This is a genomic window from Streptomyces candidus (genome assembly GCF_014207445.1).
In the GTDB taxonomy this organism is placed as follows: Bacteria; Actinomycetota; Actinomycetes; order Streptomycetales; family Streptomycetaceae; genus Streptomyces; species Streptomyces candidus.
In genome coordinates, this window is record NZ_JACHEM010000006.1 from 162,720 (window position 1) to 180,708 (window position 17,989).

At 73.1% G+C, this 17,989-nt stretch carries 13 protein-coding genes and 5 tRNA genes; 8 read left to right on the top strand and 10 right to left on the bottom strand.

Annotated features, from left to right (window positions below):
* Positions 1 to 107: 107 nt before the first annotated feature.
* From HNQ79_RS13830 to HNQ79_RS13850, 5 genes are all read left to right on the top strand, one after another.
* Positions 108 to 180: transfer RNA gene (locus HNQ79_RS13830), tRNA-Gly, on the top strand.
* A 43-nt stretch (positions 181 to 223) separates the two neighbouring features.
* Positions 224 to 297, top strand: a tRNA-Cys gene (locus tag HNQ79_RS13835).
* A 1-nt stretch (position 298) separates the two neighbouring features.
* Positions 299 to 370 (top strand) — tRNA-Val (locus HNQ79_RS13840).
* 41 nt (positions 371 to 411) lie between these two features.
* Positions 412 to 483, top strand: a tRNA-Val gene (locus tag HNQ79_RS13845).
* A gap of 39 nt (positions 484 to 522) precedes the next feature.
* Positions 523 to 594, top strand: a tRNA-Val gene (locus HNQ79_RS13850).
* Positions 595 to 899: 305 nt separating this feature from the next.
* Here HNQ79_RS13850 and HNQ79_RS13855 read toward each other — a convergent pair.
* Complete coding sequence (locus HNQ79_RS13855) at positions 900 to 1,121, bottom strand: hypothetical protein (protein ID WP_185030688.1); 222 nt, start codon at positions 1,119 to 1,121, stop codon at positions 900 to 902.
* 662 nt (positions 1,122 to 1,783) lie between these two features.
* Between HNQ79_RS13855 and HNQ79_RS13860 the strand changes: the two genes are divergently transcribed.
* Entirely contained in the window at positions 1,784 to 3,088 is a 1,305-nt protein-coding gene (locus tag HNQ79_RS13860; protein WP_185030690.1) for a serine/threonine-protein kinase, read from the top strand.
* A gap of 198 nt (positions 3,089 to 3,286) precedes the next feature.
* Here HNQ79_RS13860 and HNQ79_RS13865 read toward each other — a convergent pair whose 3' ends face one another.
* The 8 genes from HNQ79_RS13865 to HNQ79_RS13900 form a co-directional block, all read right to left on the bottom strand.
* Positions 3,287 to 4,105, bottom strand: coding sequence for a TrmH family RNA methyltransferase (locus tag HNQ79_RS13865; protein ID WP_185030692.1), 819 nt, complete (start codon positions 4,103 to 4,105; stop codon positions 3,287 to 3,289).
* A gap of 63 nt (positions 4,106 to 4,168) precedes the next feature.
* Entirely contained in the window at positions 4,169 to 5,512 is a 1,344-nt protein-coding gene (gene cobA, locus HNQ79_RS13870; RefSeq protein ID WP_185030694.1) for a uroporphyrinogen-III C-methyltransferase, read from the bottom strand.
* Between the two features lie 585 nt (positions 5,513 to 6,097).
* Entirely contained in the window at positions 6,098 to 10,579 is a 4,482-nt protein-coding gene (gene cobT, locus HNQ79_RS13875; RefSeq protein ID WP_185030697.1) for a nicotinate-nucleotide--dimethylbenzimidazole phosphoribosyltransferase, read from the bottom strand.
* A gap of 497 nt (positions 10,580 to 11,076) precedes the next feature.
* Positions 11,077 to 12,312: a precorrin-6y C5,15-methyltransferase (decarboxylating) subunit CbiE gene (cbiE, locus tag HNQ79_RS13880; RefSeq protein ID WP_185030699.1), complete on the bottom strand. Its 1,236-nt coding sequence runs from the start codon at positions 12,310 to 12,312 to the stop codon at positions 11,077 to 11,079.
* A 180-nt stretch (positions 12,313 to 12,492) separates the two neighbouring features.
* The gene (locus HNQ79_RS13885) at positions 12,493 to 13,143 is read right to left on the bottom strand and encodes a GNAT family N-acetyltransferase (RefSeq protein WP_229923569.1); all 651 of its coding nucleotides are present in this window, start codon (positions 13,141 to 13,143) and stop codon (positions 12,493 to 12,495) included.
* 196 nt (positions 13,144 to 13,339) lie between these two features.
* Positions 13,340 to 14,197, bottom strand: coding sequence for a MetQ/NlpA family ABC transporter substrate-binding protein (locus HNQ79_RS13890; protein ID WP_185030701.1), 858 nt, complete (start codon positions 14,195 to 14,197; stop codon positions 13,340 to 13,342).
* A gap of 71 nt (positions 14,198 to 14,268) precedes the next feature.
* Positions 14,269 to 14,937, bottom strand: a complete 669-nt coding sequence (locus HNQ79_RS13895) for a methionine ABC transporter permease (RefSeq protein WP_185030703.1) — start codon at positions 14,935 to 14,937, stop codon at positions 14,269 to 14,271.
* Complete coding sequence (locus HNQ79_RS13900) at positions 14,934 to 15,998, bottom strand: methionine ABC transporter ATP-binding protein (RefSeq protein ID WP_229923570.1); 1,065 nt, start codon at positions 15,996 to 15,998, stop codon at positions 14,934 to 14,936. The genes HNQ79_RS13895 and HNQ79_RS13900 overlap by 4 nt, the downstream gene beginning before the upstream one ends.
* 511 nt (positions 15,999 to 16,509) lie before the next feature.
* On the opposite strand from HNQ79_RS13900, the gene HNQ79_RS13905 reads away from it, so the two are divergent.
* Entirely contained in the window at positions 16,510 to 16,869 is a 360-nt protein-coding gene (locus HNQ79_RS13905; protein WP_185030707.1) for a hypothetical protein, read from the top strand.
* Between the two features lie 82 nt (positions 16,870 to 16,951).
* Entirely contained in the window at positions 16,952 to 17,281 is a 330-nt protein-coding gene (locus tag HNQ79_RS13910) for a hypothetical protein (RefSeq protein WP_308437351.1), read from the top strand.
* A 174-nt stretch (positions 17,282 to 17,455) separates the two neighbouring features.
* Here HNQ79_RS13910 and HNQ79_RS13915 read toward each other — a convergent pair whose 3' ends face one another.
* Positions 17,456 to 17,968, bottom strand: coding sequence for a GNAT family N-acetyltransferase (locus HNQ79_RS13915; protein WP_185030709.1), 513 nt, complete (start codon positions 17,966 to 17,968; stop codon positions 17,456 to 17,458).
* Positions 17,969 to 17,989 lie beyond the last annotated feature (21 nt).

Consider the following 17,989-nt stretch of genomic DNA (forward strand, 5'->3'; position numbering starts at 1 on the left):
CGCCGAGGACAGCGCAGCACGCTGCACAAACGCGTTTTTGTACTGGCCCAGGAATCCGCTAGAGTTCAACACGTCGCCGCGGCACGCAAGTGGAGCGGAACAGACAAGCGGACGTAGCTCAGCTGGTAGAGCACCACCTTGCCAAGGTGGATGTCGCGAGTTCGAATCTCGTCGTCCGCTCGATAGTGGGGGAATCTTCCCGGTACCCTTGCTGCACACTCCTGGTGGAGTGGCCGAGAGGCGAGGCAACGGCCTGCAAAGCCGTCTACACGGGTTCAAATCCCGTCTCCACCTCCAAGCGCGATTAGCTCAGCGGGAGAGCGCTTCCCTGACACGGAAGAGGTCACTGGTTCAATCCCAGTATCGCGCACGCAGAACAACTGAACAGATCCGGTCCGCATGGATCGACCCGCGCGATTAGCTCAGCGGGAGAGCGCTTCCCTGACACGGAAGAGGTCACTGGTTCAATCCCAGTATCGCGCACGCAGTAAGAGGCAAGATCCGGTTCGTATGGACCGTCCCGCGCGATTAGCTCAGCGGGAGAGCGCTTCCCTGACACGGAAGAGGTCACTGGTTCAATCCCAGTATCGCGCACCGCAGTTGAGCCCCCGGCCGTTCTCGGCCGGGGGCTTCGTCGTTCGTGCGCTCCGGTTCGTATGCGTGCCCCGGTCGTGTGCGCCTGCCTCGTGCGCGGGCCGCGGTCGTGCGCGGGCCTCCCTCGTGCGCGGACCGCAGTCGTGCGCGGGCTCGGACGCGGGTGGGCTTCGGACGCACGTTTGCCCGGACAGCTCCCCAGCTGTCCGGGCAAACTCAGCCGTCCGCCGCACCCCCGTCCCCACGGGGCTGAGGGGCCTGGTGCTGTTCCGGTCCGGACCGCTCTTCCGGGCCGGCGGCGCCGCTCAGCGCCCCAGCACCACGCCCACGGACGACGCTTGCGTGACCACCGCTTCCCATCCTCCGAAGAGGAAGAGGAGCAGGGCCGCCAGGGGGAGGACCATGGCCGTCGCCACCAGTGGGTGGCGCGGCCCGGAGTTGCGTCCGCCGAACACCGCGAGCGCACGGCGCCCGTGGATACGGATCGCGTGCGTGCGGATCATCGTCCTCGATGCCGTGTCCGCCATGGTCCCTCTCCTGTCGTCTGGTAAGCGGTGGGTGTCTGACCTCGGGGGACGAGTGCTGCACCCACCGCTTGATTTCAAGATTAGGGGCGGGTGCGCGCCCGGTCGTCATGCCCTCGTACCTATTGCCCGGCCTCCCCGAGGATGAGCCACCGGGTGACGGTGTACTCCCCTGGGTGGAGAGGCGGCTGGAGGGCTGGGGGACTTCCCGGAGGGGTCGCACGGCGGGTAGCCGGGGCGGGGTCCCGGGGGCCGCTCCCCGGCGGGGCGCCGTTCGAGGCCGTTCGGGTACGGGACAGGGTGACTTCACTCACTTCGGCCGCCGCTCTGCGCACCGCCGTCCAGGCCCTCCGGTCGGCCCTGTCGGCCACGCTTTCGTGCGTCCGGGTGGTGCCCCGGGCGTCCGCCTCTCTCCCGACCCGACGGCCCTGCGGTGATCCAAAGGCCCTGCTGCGTCGGCCCGTTGGGAATGAGCACGTGTCAGGGAGGCCGGAGCGTGCTGTCCCTGACCGTCCTTCACGTTTCCCGCCCGGCGCCGGCAACGCGTCGCTTCGAGCGGGTGTGGCCTATGAGCACACCGCGCCGCGGGTACGTAAGCTGGGCCACGTCGAACGGACCGGTCAGCAGTGGGGTGGGGGAGGCCCCACCGGAGGTAGGGGACGGACATGGCGATGATGCGGCTCCGGCGCGAGGACCCGCGTGTCGTCGGCTCGTTCAGGATTCACCGACGGCTGGGCGCGGGCGGCATGGGCGTCGTGTACCTGGGCTCCGACCGGCGGGGCCAGCGGGTCGCGCTCAAGGTGATCCGGCCGGACCTGGCGGAGGATCAGGAGTTCAGGTCACGCTTCGCGCGCGAGGTGTCGGCGGCACGGCGGATCAGGGGCGGTTGCACGGCCCGCCTGGTGGCCGCCGACCTGGACGCGGAGCGGCCGTGGTTCGCGACGCAGTACGTGCCCGGGCCCTCGCTCCACGACCGGGTGGCCGAGGAGGGTCCGCTGATCGCGGCGGAGGTCGCCTCGATCGGAGCCGCGCTCGCGGAGGGCCTGGTGGCGGTCCACGAGGCGGGCGTGGTGCACCGGGACCTCAAGCCGTCCAACATCCTCCTCTCCCCCAAGGGCCCGCGGATCATCGACTTCGGAATCGCGTGGGCGACCGGGGCGAGCACGCTGACCCACGTGGGCACGGCGGTCGGCTCCCCGGGGTTCCTGGCTCCCGAGCAGGTGCGGGGCGCAACCGTCACCCCGGCGACGGACGTGTTCGCGCTGGGGGCGACGCTGGCGTACGCGGCGACCGCCGACTCGCCGTTCGGGCAGGGCAGCTCCGAGGTCATGCTGTACCGGGTCGTGCACGAGGAGCCGCTGCTGGGCGGGGTGCCGGACGCGCTGGCCCCGCTGGTGCGGGCCTGCCTCGCCAAGGACCAGGAGGAACGTCCCAGCACGCTCCAGCTGTCGATGCGACTCAAGGAGATCGCGGCACGCGAGGCCCAGGGGGGCGGTTCCGACAAGCGTCCGCCCGCCCAGCGCGGCGCGGAGAACGACGGGTACGTCGACCAGCGGACCCAGCGCACCACCCAGCCCCGGCGCCCCGGTGAACCGCGGGCGGAGGGGCACGCGTCCTCGCACGAGGCGCGGGGATCCGCCCCGCAGGCGGCACGCGGCGGTCCCTCCCGTACCGGAGCGTCGTCCGCCCGCAGCGGAGCGCCTTCCGGGGCGCGCAACACCACCCGTTCGTCGGCTGCCCGCAAGGGCACCCGGCCGGGGGCGCGCCCGACCTCGGGGGGCAGGCTGCGACCGGCGAACCCCCGGCTGCTGCGGCAGAGGTTGGTGGTGTTCGTGGTGGTGACGCTGCTGGTCGCCCTGGGAATCGCCGCGGCACAGGGGTGTCAGGGGCCGTCCCGGGGGCTGGGGAACGGCACCTCGCCCGGCGTCTCGGCACCGGCGGTGGAGAAGATGCGGCAGCCGGGGATCTGAACGGGGCGCAACGTACGAGGGCGCGCGGGCACCTCACTCGCTCAGGTGCCCGCGCGCCCTCGTACGTGCGAACGGGGGGTGCGGGCGGGCGGGTCGGTCCTGGGTGTGCGGGCGTGCCCGTCGGGCAGGAGCGTGCGGGGCGGCATGGGGGCCGGTCCGAGGGACGCGGGCGGGCGTGGCGGCCGGTGAGCCCCCGGGTCAGACCCGGGGGCGGCCCGTGGTCACCGCGTAGAAGGAGACGGCGGCCGCCGCGCCCACGTTGAGCGAGTCGACGCCGTGGGCCATGGGGATGCGGACCCATTCGTCGGCGGCCCTGAGCGCCCGGGCGGACAGGCCGTCGCCCTCCGCGCCGAGCATCAGCGCCACCCGCTCCATCGCGTGCGGGGCCACCTCGTCGATGGAGCGGGCCCGGCCGGCCGGGGTGAGGGCGAGGACCTTGAACCCGGCTTCGCGAACCGTTGCGAGGTCCGTGGGCCAGGCGGCGAGGCGTGCGTACGGTACGGAGAAGACCGCGCCCATGGAGACCTTGACCGAGCGGCGGTACAGCGGGTCGGCGCAGTCCGGGGAGAGCAGGACGGCGTCCATGCCGAGGGCGGCCGCGCTGCGGAAGATCGCCCCGATGTTCGTGTGGTCGTTGACGGCTTCCATGACGACCACCCGGCGGGCGGTGGTGAGGAGTTCGGCCGCCTCCGGCAACGGCTTGCGCTGCATGGAGGCGAGGGCGCCGCGGTGCACGTGGTAGCCGGTGACCCGCTCGGCGAGGTCCGGGCTCACGGCGTACACCGGGGCCGGGACCTCGTCGATGACGTCACGCATGGCGTCCACCCACTTCGCGGAGAGCAGCATCGACCGCATGTCGTAGCCGGCCTGCCGGGCGCGCCGGATGACCTTCTCGCCCTCCGCGATGAACAGGCCCTCGGCGGGCTCGCGGCGGCGCCTGAGCTCGACGTCGGTCAGGCCCGTGTAGTCGCGCAGCCGCGGGTCGTCGGGGTCGTCGATCGTGATGAGTTCGGCCACAGGGTGATACTGCCTTGTCGTGGGTGCGGTGCCAACGGGAGTACGGGGGCGGGTTACCCCGGGTTACGCGGTGGGTTGCTCGGTGCTGGGGACGACCGGTCCGGCGTTCACGGCGACCACGTCGCCGATGACGATGACCGCGGGCGGTCGTACGTTCTCCGCCTTCGCCGTCGCGCCGACCGTGGCGAGGGTGGCGTCGACGCGGCGCTGGGTGGCCATCGTGCCCTCCTGGATGATGGCGACCGGGGTCTCGGGAGAGCGCCCGTGCGCGACGAGGGCCTCGGCGATCGGGGCTATCCGCTCGACGGCCATCAGCAGGACCAGCGTGCCGCGGAGCCTGGCAAGGGCTTCCCAGTCGACGAGGGAACGCGGGTCGTCGGGCGCGACGTGGCCGCTCACCACCGTGAACTCGTGGGCCACGCCGCGGTGCGTGACCGGGATACCGGCCGCGCCGGGGACGCTGATGGTGCTGGAGATGCCGGGCACGATCGTGCAGGGGATTCCCTCGGCGGCCAGCGCCTGGGCCTCCTCCATGCCGCGGCCGAAGACGAACGGGTCGCCGCCCTTGAGGCGGACGACGGCCTTGCCCTGCTTGGCGTGGTCGATCAGGGCCTGGTTGATGGCCTCCTGGGCCATGAAGCGGCCGTACGGGATCTTCGCGGCGTCGATCACCTCGACGTGCGGCGGGAGTTCGTCCAGGAGGTCGCGCGGGCCGAGGCGGTCGGCGATGACGACGTCGGCCTCGGCGAGGAGACGGCGGCCGCGGACGGTGATCAGGTCGGGATCGCCGGGCCCTCCGCCGACGAGCGAGACCCGGGGGGTGCCGTCGCCTGCCGCACGGTGGCGCGGGGCGGCGAGGCTGCCGTCGCGCAGACCCTCGACGACGGCGTCACGGACGGCGGCGCTGCGACGGGGGTCGTGGCCGGTCAGAATCGCGACGGTGACGCCGTCGGAGCGGCCGGTGGCGGGGGTCCACGCGGTGGCGGCCTCGGCGTCGTCGGAGCGGACGCACCAGGTGCGGGTGCGTTCGGCCTCGGCGGAGGCGGCCTCGTTGGCGGCGAGGTCGCTGGAGGCGATCAGGGCGTACCAGGTGTCGGCGAGGTCGCCGTCCTGGTAGCGGCGCCGGTGCCAGGTGATCTCGCCCGCTTCGGCCATGGCCTCCACGGAGGGCGTCGCGGAGGGCGAGATCAGGGTGACGCGCGCGCCGGCCGCGACGAGGGCGGGGAGGCGGCGCTGGGCGACCTGGCCGCCGCCGACGACCACGGTGCGGCGGCCGGAGAGGCGGAGCCCGACGGGGTAGGCGGGGGTGTCCGGGCCGCCGGTGGCGGGGGCGGCGGGTGCGGGGGCCCCGGTGGCGGGAGGGGGGGTCCCGGTGGCTTGCGGGTCGCCTGCGGCGTGCGCGGTCATGGGGTGCGGCTCCTCGGGAGGGGCGAGCTGGGTCGTCTGTCCGGGGGTGGCCCTGGGTCCGCCTCGGTTACGGGATGTACGTACCGGGGCGGGCGGGACCTGGCCCGGTTTTCGGGACCGAGGGTCTCGAACCGGGCGGGCCGGGTGCCGGGGCCGGCCGCTTCGGCGGTGGAGCGGCGCTGGTGGGGCGGTGTTTCAGCCCTGGGGGCTACCTTACGGGGCGTGGCAAGGGGGGCGCTCGGGGTCCCCGGCTCGGGGGCGCCGGGAGGGAGCGGGGCGGGGTGCGGGGGGCTGGGCTTCGTTCGGCGGGGGCGCGGAGGCGGGACGCGGCAGGGGCGTGCGGCGGGGGACGGGAGCGGGACCGGGGCGGGGCGTACGGCCGGAGGACAAGGACGCTCCGCGTGGGGGCCGCCCCCTTGCCCGCCCCTCCCCCGAGCACTCGGCTTCGCTCGTGCAGGGGAACCCCGCGCTCGCCCCCCGGGGGGCCGGTCCGCCGCCCAAGGGTGCTGACGCCGGGGGGCGAGAAGGCTACGGGCAGGGTGGCCGCGGGGAGGTTCCGCTTTCTCCCTCGCGGGCCGCTCCGCCTTACTTCTCGGTGACGCCTGCCGAGTCGAACGTCGCCACCTCGTGCATCGCCCGTGCCGCGCTCTGCACCACCGGCAGGGCGAGCAGTGCGCCCGTGCCCTCGCCGAGGCGGAGGTCCAGGTCGACCAGCGGACGCAGGCCCAGCTTGTTGAGGGCGGCCACGTGGCCCGGTTCCGCGCTGCGGTGGCCCGCGATGCAGGCCGCGAGGGATTCCGGGGCGACCGCACGGGCGACCAGCGCGGCGGCACCGGCGCTGACCCCGTCCAGAATCACCGGCGTACGCAGGGACGCCCCGCCGAGCAGGAAGCCGACCAGCGCCGCGTGCTCCAGGCCGCCGACCGCGGAGAGCACCCCGATGGGGTCGGCCGGGTCCGGCTTGTGGAGGTCCAGGGCGCGGCGGACCACGTCGACCTTGCGGGCGTGCATCTCGTCGTTGATGCCGGTGCCGCGGCCGGTGACCTCGGCCGGGTCCTGGCCGGTGTACACGCAGATCAGAGCGGCCGACACGGTGGTGTTGGCGATACCCATCTCGCCCGTGAGAAGAGCCTTGTTGCCGGCGGCGACGAGATCGCGGGCGGTCTCGATGCCCACCTCGATCGCGGCCAGGACCTCTTCCCGGGAGAGCGCGGGGCCGGTCGTGAAGTCGGCCGTGCCCGGCCGCACCTTGCGGGGCAACAGGCCCGGGGTGGCCGGGAGTTCGCCCGCGACGCCGACGTCGATCACGCAGACCTCGGCGCCCACCTGGTTGGCGAACGCGTTGCAGACCGCTCCCCCGCCGAGGAAGTTGGCGACCATCTGAGAGGTCACTTCCTGCGGCCAGGCGGTGACCCCCTGGGCGTGGACGCCGTGGTCGCCCGCGAAGATCGCGACGGCCGCGGGCTCCGGGATCGGCGGCGGACAGGCCCGCGAGAGCCCGCTGAGCTGCGCGGAGATGATCTCCAGCATGCCGAGGGCGCCGGCCGGCTTGGTCATCCGCTTCTGGCGCTCCCACGCCTCGCCGAGCGCCTTGGCGTCCAGCGGACGGATGTTCCGGACCGTCTCCTGGAGGAGGTCGTGCGGCTCCTCGCCGGGCAGGGCGCGTCGGCCGTACGTCTCCTCGTGGACGACCCAGGACAGCGGGCGGCGCTTGGACCAGCCCGCCTGGAGGAGTTCGGGCTCCTCGGGGAACTCGTCGACGTATCCCACGCACAGGTACGCGACGACTTCGAGGTGCTCGGGAAGACCGAGGGCCCGTACCATCTCGCGCTCGTCGAAGAAGCTGACCCAGCCGACGCCCAGGCCCTCGGCGCGGGCGGCGAGCCACAGGTTCTCGACGGCGAGCGCCGAGGAGTACGGCGCCATCTGCGGCTGGGTGTGGCGGCCGAGGGTGTGACGGCCGCCGCGCGTCGGGTCGGCGGTGACGACGATGTTGACGGGGGTGTCGAGGATGGCCTCGATCTTCAGTTCCTTGAACTGCTTCGCGCGGGCCTTGGGCAGCGACTTGGCGTATGCCTCGCGCTGGCGGACGGCGAGTTCGTGCATCGCGCGACGGGTCTCGGCCGAGCGGATGACGACGAAGTCCCACGGCTGGGAGTGGCCGACGCTCGGGGCGTGGTGGGCGGCCTCCAGGACGCGGAGCAGGACCTCGTGCGGGATGGGGTCGCTGCGGAAGCCGTTGCGGATGTCGCGGCGTTCACGCATGACGCGGAGGACCGCTTCGCGCTCGGCGTCGTCGTAGCCGGGGGCCGCGGGGCCTGTGTGCTGCGCCCTCCCGGCTGCCGCGGGGGTCGCCGGCCCGTCGGCCGCCGTCGGGGCGGACTCCTCGGGCGCGGGGGCGTCCGAGGCGGCTTCCGGCTCCGCGGGCGTCTCGATGACCTCGGCGGTCTCGGACTCCGGGTGGGACGGCGCCTGCTGTGCGGCCGGGCCCCCGTCGCGCGGTGCGGGCACCGGCACGGACTGCTCCAGGGGTACGCCGCCGGACTGCCCGGCGTGGGCTCCCTCGGCCTCCGCGGGGGTGGCCACGGGTTCGGCCGGAGCGGCTGCCGGCTCGGCCGGGGCAGCCGCGGCCGCGACAGCAGCGGGCTGCGCCGCCTCCTGCCGTACGTCGGCGGGCTCGATCGTCCCGGTGGCGGGAGCAACGGCGGGAAGGGGGGTGGGCTGCACGTTCTGTACCGGTTCCGGCTGTTCGACAGTGACGAGGGGCTGCGAGGCGGGCACGGCGGCCGTAGGAGCGTCGTCCACCGGCACCTCACCGGCGGCACTGGCCGACACGGCGGCCTGCTCGGGAACCGCCTGCTGTACGGGTACGGCCTCGGCCGGGGCGGCCGCCGACTCGACCGCGGGTGCGGCGGCCGTCGGCGCCGGTACCGGACCGTCCGGAACCGTCCTCTCCACCATGACGGACTGCCCCTGGAGCGGCGCCGCCGCCGGGTCCGGTACCGGCACGGGCGGGGTGACGTGCGCGGGACCGGGCTGAGTGGCGGGCTGAGTGGCGGGAGCACCCGCCCAGGGGGCGGCGCTCGGGGCCGCGCTCCCCGGAGCGGACTCGGGAGAGCTTTCGGGAACGGGAGCGGTCGCGGCAGCGCCTCCCGGGGCGTGATGCCCGGGAGAGGCGATGCCGGGCGCGCCACCCGCCGGAACAGTCGCCTGCGGGACGCCGCCCGCGGGCGTGACGCCCTGCGGAGCGATGTCCGCCGGAACAGCGGCGTCCGCGACAGGCTCTGCCGGGACTGCCGCCTCTGCGCCGGCCTCTGCCGGGACTGCCGCCTCCGCGCCGGCCTCTGCCGGGACTGCGGCCTCCGGCGCGGCGTGTGCCGCCACCTCGCCCTGCTCGGTGACTCCTCCCGAGGCGACAACCGGACCCTCGGACTCCGGAGCCACGGTCACGGGGGCCCCGGCTTCCGAACGTCCGGCACCGGGAGTCTCCGCTTCGGCAGTCACGTCGCCAGGGGCCTGGGCGTGCGGCGTCTCGGCTTCCGTCGCTGCGGCCTCCGGCCCCGCAGAGTCCGTCACCACGGCCTCCGCAACCACGGCCTCCGTCACCACGGCCTCCGGGGCCGCGTCCTGCTGAGCAGCGCCCTCGGTGGCGACAGCCTCCGTGTCCGCACCGGCCGGGACCACCGTTGGCGCAGCAGCCCCTGCCAGCGGGGATTCCACTGCCGGGGCTGCCGACGCGGGCGCTCCTGCTGCGACGGCTTCCGGAATCTCGGCTACCGGAGCGTGAGCGTCCGAAGCGGCCTCCTCCGAGCTGTGAGCCTTCGGAGCCGTGCCCACCGGGGCCGTCGGCGCCTGGTGGGCAACCGCGTGGTGAGCAACCGCCTGGTGGGCAGCTTCCGGCACCTCGGCCGTTCCCGTATCCGGCACGGCCTCAGCCGGGAGCGCTGCCGACGCGCCCGCATCCGGAGCGGCGTATTCCGGCGCAACCTGCCCCGGAACACCCTGATCCGGAATGCCTACCTCCGGAACGACCGTTTCTGCTGCGGCACCCTGAGGGCTCTGCGCGTCCTGTGGGGCCGGGGAGCCCTGCGAGTTCTGAGGCGGCTGGGCCTGCGGCGGCACGGCACCGGGCTGCATCCCGTTCTGCAGGTGCGTCTCCGCCTGCGCGGGGGCGGCCTGGTCGGAGGTCGCCTGCGCGACCGCGCCCTCCGCGCCGCCCTGCGACCGGTCCTGCGGCTGGGCCTGCGCCGGAACCGGCGCTACCTGCATCTGCTGGACGCCCGCGGCGGTCTGGACACCGGTCTGCGGGGCGGTCGGCTGCGGCTCGTGCACCTGCCCGGACCCGGTCGGCTCTACGGGCGGAGCCGCCGGCGCCGCCGGTTGCACCGGGGCGGTCCGGGGGTGGTGCGCCCAGGGCGAAGGGCCCTGCGACGGGATTTCGCCCAGCTGCGGTCCGGGCAGCAGCGCGGCCTCTTCGGCCGGGATGTCGAGGTATTCGAGGCCCACCGTCGGCGGCCCCGCATGACGCGTCGGCGTCGGGTACGGACCGGGGACGGCAGCGGGCGCGGGAGGAGGCGTCTGCGTCGTGCTCTGGCTTCCCGCCGGGCGGCCCTGCGCCGCCGGACCGCGGTCCGCCAGCGACCGTACGACTCCGCCCGAGGCGTCCGGGACGGGCGGGCCCATGTGCAGCGGCCTACGGGACGGCGGCGGCGTCGGGGCTCCGGAGGGCGCGAGGGGCTGCGCGGACGGCGCGGGCATGCGTACGCCCGACAGGTCGACGGAACCGGAGTCCCTGCCACCGGCCTCGTGCGCACCGGTCTCCGCGGGGCGGACCGCCTCGGCGACGTACGGCGCGGGGGCGGGGACGACCTGGGGGTCGCTCCACGCGCCCTGCGAGGCGGGCATGAGGAGGAGGTCGTCGTCCTCCATGGAGGGGTCGGTGCTGTGCCCCGAAGGGTCGGAGGGGTCGAGGAAGGTGTAGGTGCCTGGGGCGGGGACGCCCGGCTGCTCCACCATGCCTGCGTTCTCCGGCAGTCCCTCGCCCGGGACCTGGCCGGTGTCAGTCATGCGTACCCCTCGCCCATCTGTAGCGCCAGCGCTTCTTCGGCCCCGCCGCCTCTCGCCGGCAGGACCCCGTCGCCCGGGACGACCGCTCGACACGCCCGCGCCCGTCAGTGGTTGAACGAGCGGGGGTGTCGCGCGGCACGAAAGGTTCCGCGGACATCAAGCATTGTCGCGGCCCTCGGGGGCCGGGGCAGGAAGAACAGCCACGACCCTCTGTGGGCTGCGCCACGTCGCGCACGTCCCGGGTCCGCCGCACCGCCCACGACCCCGAAGAAGGCCACTTTCCGGGACATCGGCGACCGTTTTGCCGAGCGTCCGTCTGCGGTACAACGATCGGTCAGCCTACCTCGCGCCGCCGACAGCGTTCGCCCTGGGGAGCGACCGATGGAACATCCGCGCGAAGAAGGGGACATGGTCCCGCCGGATCGAGTACGAGGGTCCCGAAGCGCCGCGCGGGCGGCGCAGATGCGGTAGAGGGAGCCCGTTGGGGACCGCGCGGCTCAGTGGCGGGCGTCCCGGGTCGCCCGCTCGCGCCGACGGCCCGTCACCAGGAAGACCACCGAACGGGTCCGCTCCGCCCAGTCCCCCGCCGTGTCCAGGTCGACGGTCTGGAAGAGCGCGCACTCGACGTCGTAGTCGCCCTCGGCGAGGGTACGGACCATCTCCTCGGCGTCGTCGCGGTTCTGGGCGTGCGTGACGATCCGCTCGGGCCGCCGGTCCACGCACGCCTGGACGACGGGCGCTCCGCCGCCCCCGATGCGTACGACGTCCGGCTCGGGCAGGTCCTCCAGGACGTGCGGTGCACGGCCGTGCACCACTTGGAGCTGCACGCCGAACCTGCGCGCGGCGGCGGCGTTCCGTACGCACGCGTCCGCGCTCGCGTCGACGGCGATGACCGCCGCCCCGAACCGGGCCGCCTCCACAGCGAGCGCACCGCTGCCCGCACCGATGTCCCACACGAGGTCGCCGGTACGGGGGCCCAGGCGGGCGAGCTGTGCGGCGCGCAGGCCCGGCGCCTCGCCCTCCGCCAGGTCCTCCCCGTACTCCCCCGGCGTCAGCGCCCACCCGCGCGGGTCGTGGGGGTGGCCTGATTCGCGCCCGGCCAGCCAGCCGCCGCCCTGGGCGGGGGGCTGGGTGCCCCCGACGGCGATGACGACGTTGGGGTCGCGCCAGGCGTGGTCGGCGGCCTTGTCGGAGGTGAGGACGGTGATGCGTTCGCGGTCGGTGCCGAGTTCCTCGCAGATGACGAAGGTGCGGTGCACTCCGTCCAGGAGCAGGGCGAGTTCGGCGGGGCCCGCACCCGGGGAGGTGAGGACGGCGACCTTGGTGTGGGCGCGGACGACGTTGACGGCGCGGCGCAGGGTGCGGCGGTGGGCGACGACCACCTGGGCGTCGTCCCACGGCATGCCGGCGCGGGCGAAGGCGGTGGCGACGGCCGACACGGCGGGCACGACCTCCACTTCGAGCCCGTGGTCCGGGGCGCGCAGGGCCCGTACGACGCCGAAGAAGCCGGGGTCGCCGTCGGCCAGCACGACGGCCGTGCCGCGGTGGGCCGCGATCCGGCGGGCGGCCAGGTCGACGCTGCCGAGCCGGATGCGTTCGGCCCGGGGCGGCACCTCGGGGAGCGCGAGGTGGTGTGCGGCTCCCGCGACGAGGGTCGCGGCCCGGAGGGCGGACCTGCCGGCCGCCGTGAGGGGGGAGCCGTCCCAGCCGATCACCGTGACGCGGTCGGCCATCGTGGTCTGTCTCCTGAGGCAGTCGAGGTCGAGCGGAAGGTGTCACTGGTGGGCGTGCGGGGAGCCGCAGCTGTTCCCGGTGCGGTGATCACCGCGGTCGAGTCCCGGTGAGGTGATCACCGCGGTCGAGGCAGGCTGAGCGTACCTGCTGCGGACTGCCCCCGCCCCGGGCGTGGCGGCTCAGTTCCAGTCGTTGTACGCGGAGGCGTAGCCGCCCGCGTCGGCCATCTCGTCGCCGGCGCCTTCGAGGTCCTCGGGGAGCAGGCTCCACACGAGGAGATCGGTGCGGATGTTCGTCCAGCCGTCGGGACTGCCGTTCTCCGTGCGGGTACGCGCTATCCAGGCGTTGCGCAGCACGCCCTCGCTGATGCAGCCGATCTTCTGGGCGACCTGCTGGGCGGCGGTGTTGTCGGCCGGGGTGCGCAGTTCGATCCGCTCGAAGCGCTGGTCGCGGAAGAGCCACTGGGCGACCGCGAGCACGGCCTCGGTGGCGTATCCCTCGCCGCGGGCCCAGGGGGCGGTGATGTACGAGACCTCAGCGGCCCGGATGTGCCAGTCGGTGCGGGAGAGATGGACGAGGCCGACGAGGCGCTGGGTGAGGAACTCGGTGACGGCGAGGACGATGCCACGGCCCTGGGTGCGCTCGGTGGGCGCGATGCGGCGCACCCAGCGTTCGGCGTCACGCTCGGTATAGGGGTGCGGGGCGTTGGTCCAGGCCGTGACGGCCTCGTCGTTCATCATCTCGATGTGCGCGGGCACGTCCGCCTCCTCGTACGGGCGAAGCACCAGCCGGTCCGTGCTGATCGAGACGTCCGGGAAGGTGGTAGTCATGCGCTGCTCCATACCGAAGGGGCGTGAACGCACAGCATGCAGCATGCGGCGAGCGGTGCGCATGACCGGGTCCGCGGTGCGGGTGACGGGTGCGGAGGGGCCGAAGCCCCGTACTCCGCACGGGAGTACGGGGCCGTCGGTAGGTGCCGCACGCCGGCTGTCGTACGGAATCGTCCGCCCGAGGGGCGCGCTCGGACTACTCGACCGGGCCGAAGGCCGGGACAACGGCGCCGGCGTACTGCTTCTCGATGAAGGTCTTGACCTCGTCGGAGTTGAGCAGCCCGGCGAGCTTCTCCACGCGGGGGTCCTTCTCGCTGCCCCTCTTGACGGCGAGGAAGTTGGCGTACGGGTTGCCGTCGGCCTTCTCGATGGCCAGGGAGTCCTCAACGGGCTTGAGGTCGGCCTCGATGGCGTAGTTGCCGTTGATGACGGCGGCGTCCACGTCGTTCAGGGCGCGGGGCAGGGTGGCCGCCTCCAGCTCCTTGAACTCCAGGCCCTTGGTGTCCTTGATGTCGGAGAGCTTGGCGTCGGTGCCGACGCCGTCCTTGAGGACGATCACGCCGTTGTCGGCGAGCAGGTGGAGCGCGCGGCCCTCGTTGGTGGTGTCGTTGGGCACGGCGACCGTCTGGCCGGCCTTCAGGTCCTTGAGGTCCTTGACCTTCTTGGAGTAGAGGGCCAGCGGTTCCAGCTCGACGTTGACGACCGGCACGATGTCCGTCTTCTGCTTCTTGTTGAAGTCGTCGAGGTAGGGCTTGTGCTGGAAGAAGTTGGCGTCGACCTCGCCGGACTGGGTGGCGGTGTTCGGCAGGACGTAGTCCGTGAACTCCTTCACCTCCAGCTTGAGGCCGGCCTTCTCCGCAAGGTTCTTCTTGACGTAGTCGAGGATGTCGGCGTGCGGCGTCGGGGACGCGGCGACGACGAGCGCCCTGGACTCGTCAGCCTTTCCGCCCTCGGACTTCTTGGCCGGGTCGGACGCGGTGCCGCAGGCGGTGGCGCCCAGGGCGAGCGCGGTGACGGCGGCGGCTGCGGCGGAGATCTTGATGTTCTTGCGCACGAAAAGTGCCTCTTTCTTGATCTTGCGGGTGGTACGCCCGGACAAGGAGTGCGGGCTCGGGGGAGAAAGTTCTAGGAGGTGCGTCCGCGACGGGCGAGGAGGCGTACGGCGGCGTCGCCGAGCAGCTGGACGACCGTGACCAGCAGCACCAGGATCACGACGGTCGCGAGCATGAACTGCGTCTCGAAGCGCTGGTAGCCGTAGCTGATGGCAACGCTGCCGAGACCGCCGCCGCCGACGGCTCCGGCCATCGCCGAGTAGCCGATCAGCACGATGAACGTGGTGGTGACGGACGAGATCAGCGAGGGCAGCGCCTGCGGCAGCAGCACCTTGAAGACCACGGTGGGCACTCCGCCCCCCATCGCCTGCGCGGCCTCGACGAGCCCGTGGTCGACCTCGCGCACGGCGGTCTCGACCAAGCGCGCGAAGAAGGGGATGGCGCCGATGGCGAGCGGAACGATCATCGCGCTGGGCCCGATGAAGGTGCCGACCACAAGCGTCGTGAAGGGGATCAGGGCGATCAGCAGCACGATGAACGGCAGCGACCGGCCGATGTTCACGACAACGCCGACGACCTTGTTGACGGCGACGTTCCGGAGGAGTCCGCCCTTGTCGGTGAGGACGAGCAGCACGCCGAGCGGCAGGCCGACGGCCACCGAGACGAGGGTCGACCACAGCACCATGTAAAGCGTGTCGATGATGCCCTGCGACAGCAGTGGCTGCATCTCTGACCAGGTCACTTGGCAGTCTCCTTGACCAGGGCGGGCGTCGGGTCCTGGGTGTCGAGCGGAGCGTCCTCGTCGTCGACGACGTCGACCTGCAGGCCCTGCTCGCGCAGGAATCCGACGGGGACGACGTTCTCCTCGTACTGGCCGGGCAGCTCGATGCGCATCCGGCCGATCTGCTTGCCGCCGACGGTGTCCATGGCGGCACCCAGGATCGATATGTCGATGTTGTACGTGCGGGAGAGCTGGGAGATGACCGGCCGGGTCGCCGCCTCGCCGTGGAAGGTGACGTCGACGACCGTGCGGCGGGGGCCGGTCGCCTGGCCGGTCACCGGGAACAGCTCGGCCGCGAGCTCGGAGCCGGGAGTGGCGAGCAGTTCGCCGACGGTTCCGGTCTCCACGACCCGGCCGCGCCTCATCAGGGCGGCCGAGTCGCAGACCGTCTTGACGACGTCCATCTCGTGCGTGATGAGCAGGACGGTCAGGCCGAGCTGCCGGTTGAGGTCGCGCAGGAGCTGGAGGATGGAGCGGGTGGTCTCCGGGTCGAGGGCGCTGGTGGCCTCGTCGGAGAGCAGCACCTTGGGGTCGCCGGCGAGGGCGCGGGCGATGCCGACGCGCTGCTTCTGCCCGCCGGAGAGCTGGCCGGGGTACGACTTCGCCTTGTCGGCGAGACCCACCAGGTCGAGCAGCTCCAGCGCCTTGCGGCTGCGCTCCCTGCCGGAGACGCCGAGGATCTCCAGCGGCAGTTCGATGTTGCCCTGCACGGTGCGCGAGGAGAGCAGGTTGAAATGCTGGAAGACCATGCCGATGCGGGAGCGGGCCTCGCGCAGCTCCCGGCCGGCCCGGTTGCCACGGCCGGCGAGAGCGGTGAGGTCCACGCCGTCGACGGTCACGGTGCCGGTGGTGGGGCGCTCCAGGAGGTTGACGCAGCGGATGAGCGAGGACTTGCCGGCGCCGCTCTGACCGATGACGCCGAACACCTCGCCCTCGCGGACATGCAGGTCGACGCCGTCGAGGGCGGTGACCTCACGGCCGCGCGACTGGTAGACCTTGGTCAGGCCAGTAGTGGTGATCACAGGGGTTTCCATCACTGTTGTCGAGTGCGCGGCGGCTCTTGCGCCGGGCGCACGGGGCAGGTGTCCGGGGCGCGGCACGGCTCGGCTCGGGGTGCTGCGGGAAGCCGGGTGCACGCGGGGTGGGCGGCGCGTCGCGTACGGGCAGGGATTGCGGTACGCACGCGGCCGGACCGGGGCTCGCTTCGGGGCGCGAGCTCAGACGGGGGCCCTCAGAAGTCGCACATTCGACACATACAACGAGCACCGGGCGTCATCATCGCCTCGGTCGCAAGGGTGCGGCTGCTCGTCGTGGTCATGGGAACGAGTAAACCAGACGGGCGTACGGGGCGACCTCGCGCGTCCGAATAGCGGACACGAAACGTCCACGGACGGATATGGAAACCCGCAGGACAGCCGCTCCGGTACGGCTTCCCCGCCACCATTCCCGCGGGCGGTGTGGTGGACGCCACGCGACGCCGTCCGCCCGGGGGCCGTCGGACGGCGTCCGGAAGCGCCCAGTACGCTCCCTTCCATGCTTGACGCCCTGACGGTCGCGGTCTCCGTGGCCGCGCTCGCCCTCGCCGCGTGGTGCGGCTATGCCGCCTTCCGCGATCAGCCCACCAAGGACTGGCACTTCATCGGCATGGCCGTGGTGACGGTCCTCGCACTCGCCCAGCTGGTGATCGGCATCGTGCAGCTGGCACGCGGCGAGCAGCCCGCCGAAGGCAACGTGATCTTCGTGTCGTACCTGGTCGGGGCCGTCGCGGCGGTCCCGACCGCGGGATTCATGTCGCTGGCCGAGCGGACCAAGTGGGGTTCGATCACCGTGGCGGCGGGGGCGGTCGTCCTGGCCGTGCTGGAAGTCCGGCTGAACGACATCTGGGGTGGCTGACGTGGTTTCCGGTACCGGCACGGGCGAGCGCAAGCGGCTCGTCAAGGGTCCTGGGCTGCTGCTGGTGTGGCTGTACGGAGTGATGTCCGTCGGCGCGGTGTCGCGCTCGGCGTACCAGATCGCGACGGAGTTCGGCCGGGCGCCGCTGGCGTACACGCTGTCGGCGGTCGCGGCGGTGGTCTACGCGTTCATCACGTACACGCTGGTGCGGGGCGGGGAGACGGCCCGGCGGGTGGCACTGGGGTGCTGCGCGGTGGAGCTGGTGGGGGTGCTGGTGGTCGGAACGTGGACGCTCGTGTCGCCGGGGTCGTTCCCCGACGCGACGGTGTGGTCGAAGTTCGGAGCCGGATACCTGCTGATCCCGGTCGTCCTGCCCCTCACCGGCCTCCTCTGGCTGCGCCACCGCCGCTAGCCACCCCGGGCGCCCCCCTTGGACGACGGAGCCGCCCCCCGGTGAGCCGTCCTGGGTGGCGGGGCCGCACCCGGGGGCGGAACGGGCGGGCAAGGGGGCGGCCCTCCGTCGGAGGTGCACCCCCGCCCGTACACCCCGCCACCCCCGCTCACCCAACCACCCCCACCCCCACACCTACGCGCTCGCGGCGAACTCCCCCGCCCCCGCGGCCTTCTCCAGCGTGATCACCGTCAGCTTCGGGTTCGGCCCCGACGGTTCGCGGGAGACGGTTTCGTAGCCCCTGCTGCGGTACAGCCGCAGGTTCGTCTCGCTGCGGTGACCGGTGAAGAGCCGGAAGCGCCTGGCGGAGTGTTCCGCCGTCAACTGGGCCTCGATGGCGGCCAGCAGCCGCCCGCCCAGCCCGTGCCGCCGCATCCTCGGATGCACGATGAGCTTCGCGATCCGCGCGGTGCCGGCTTCGTCGACCGTCGCCCGTACGGACCCGACCACCTCGTCGCCCAGGCGGGCCACCAGGGCGCGGCCCCGGCCGAGTTCGGCGGTCAGTTCCGCGAGGGTCTGGGTGAGCGGCTCCATGCCGTAGTCGTCGTAGAGCGCCGCCTCGCTCTGGTAGCAGAGGTACTGGAGTTTGAGGATCTGCTCGGCGTCCCGTTCGTCCGCCACCGCAGAGATGATCACGCTCGTGCCCATGTGCTGCCTCCTGCTCGCCCG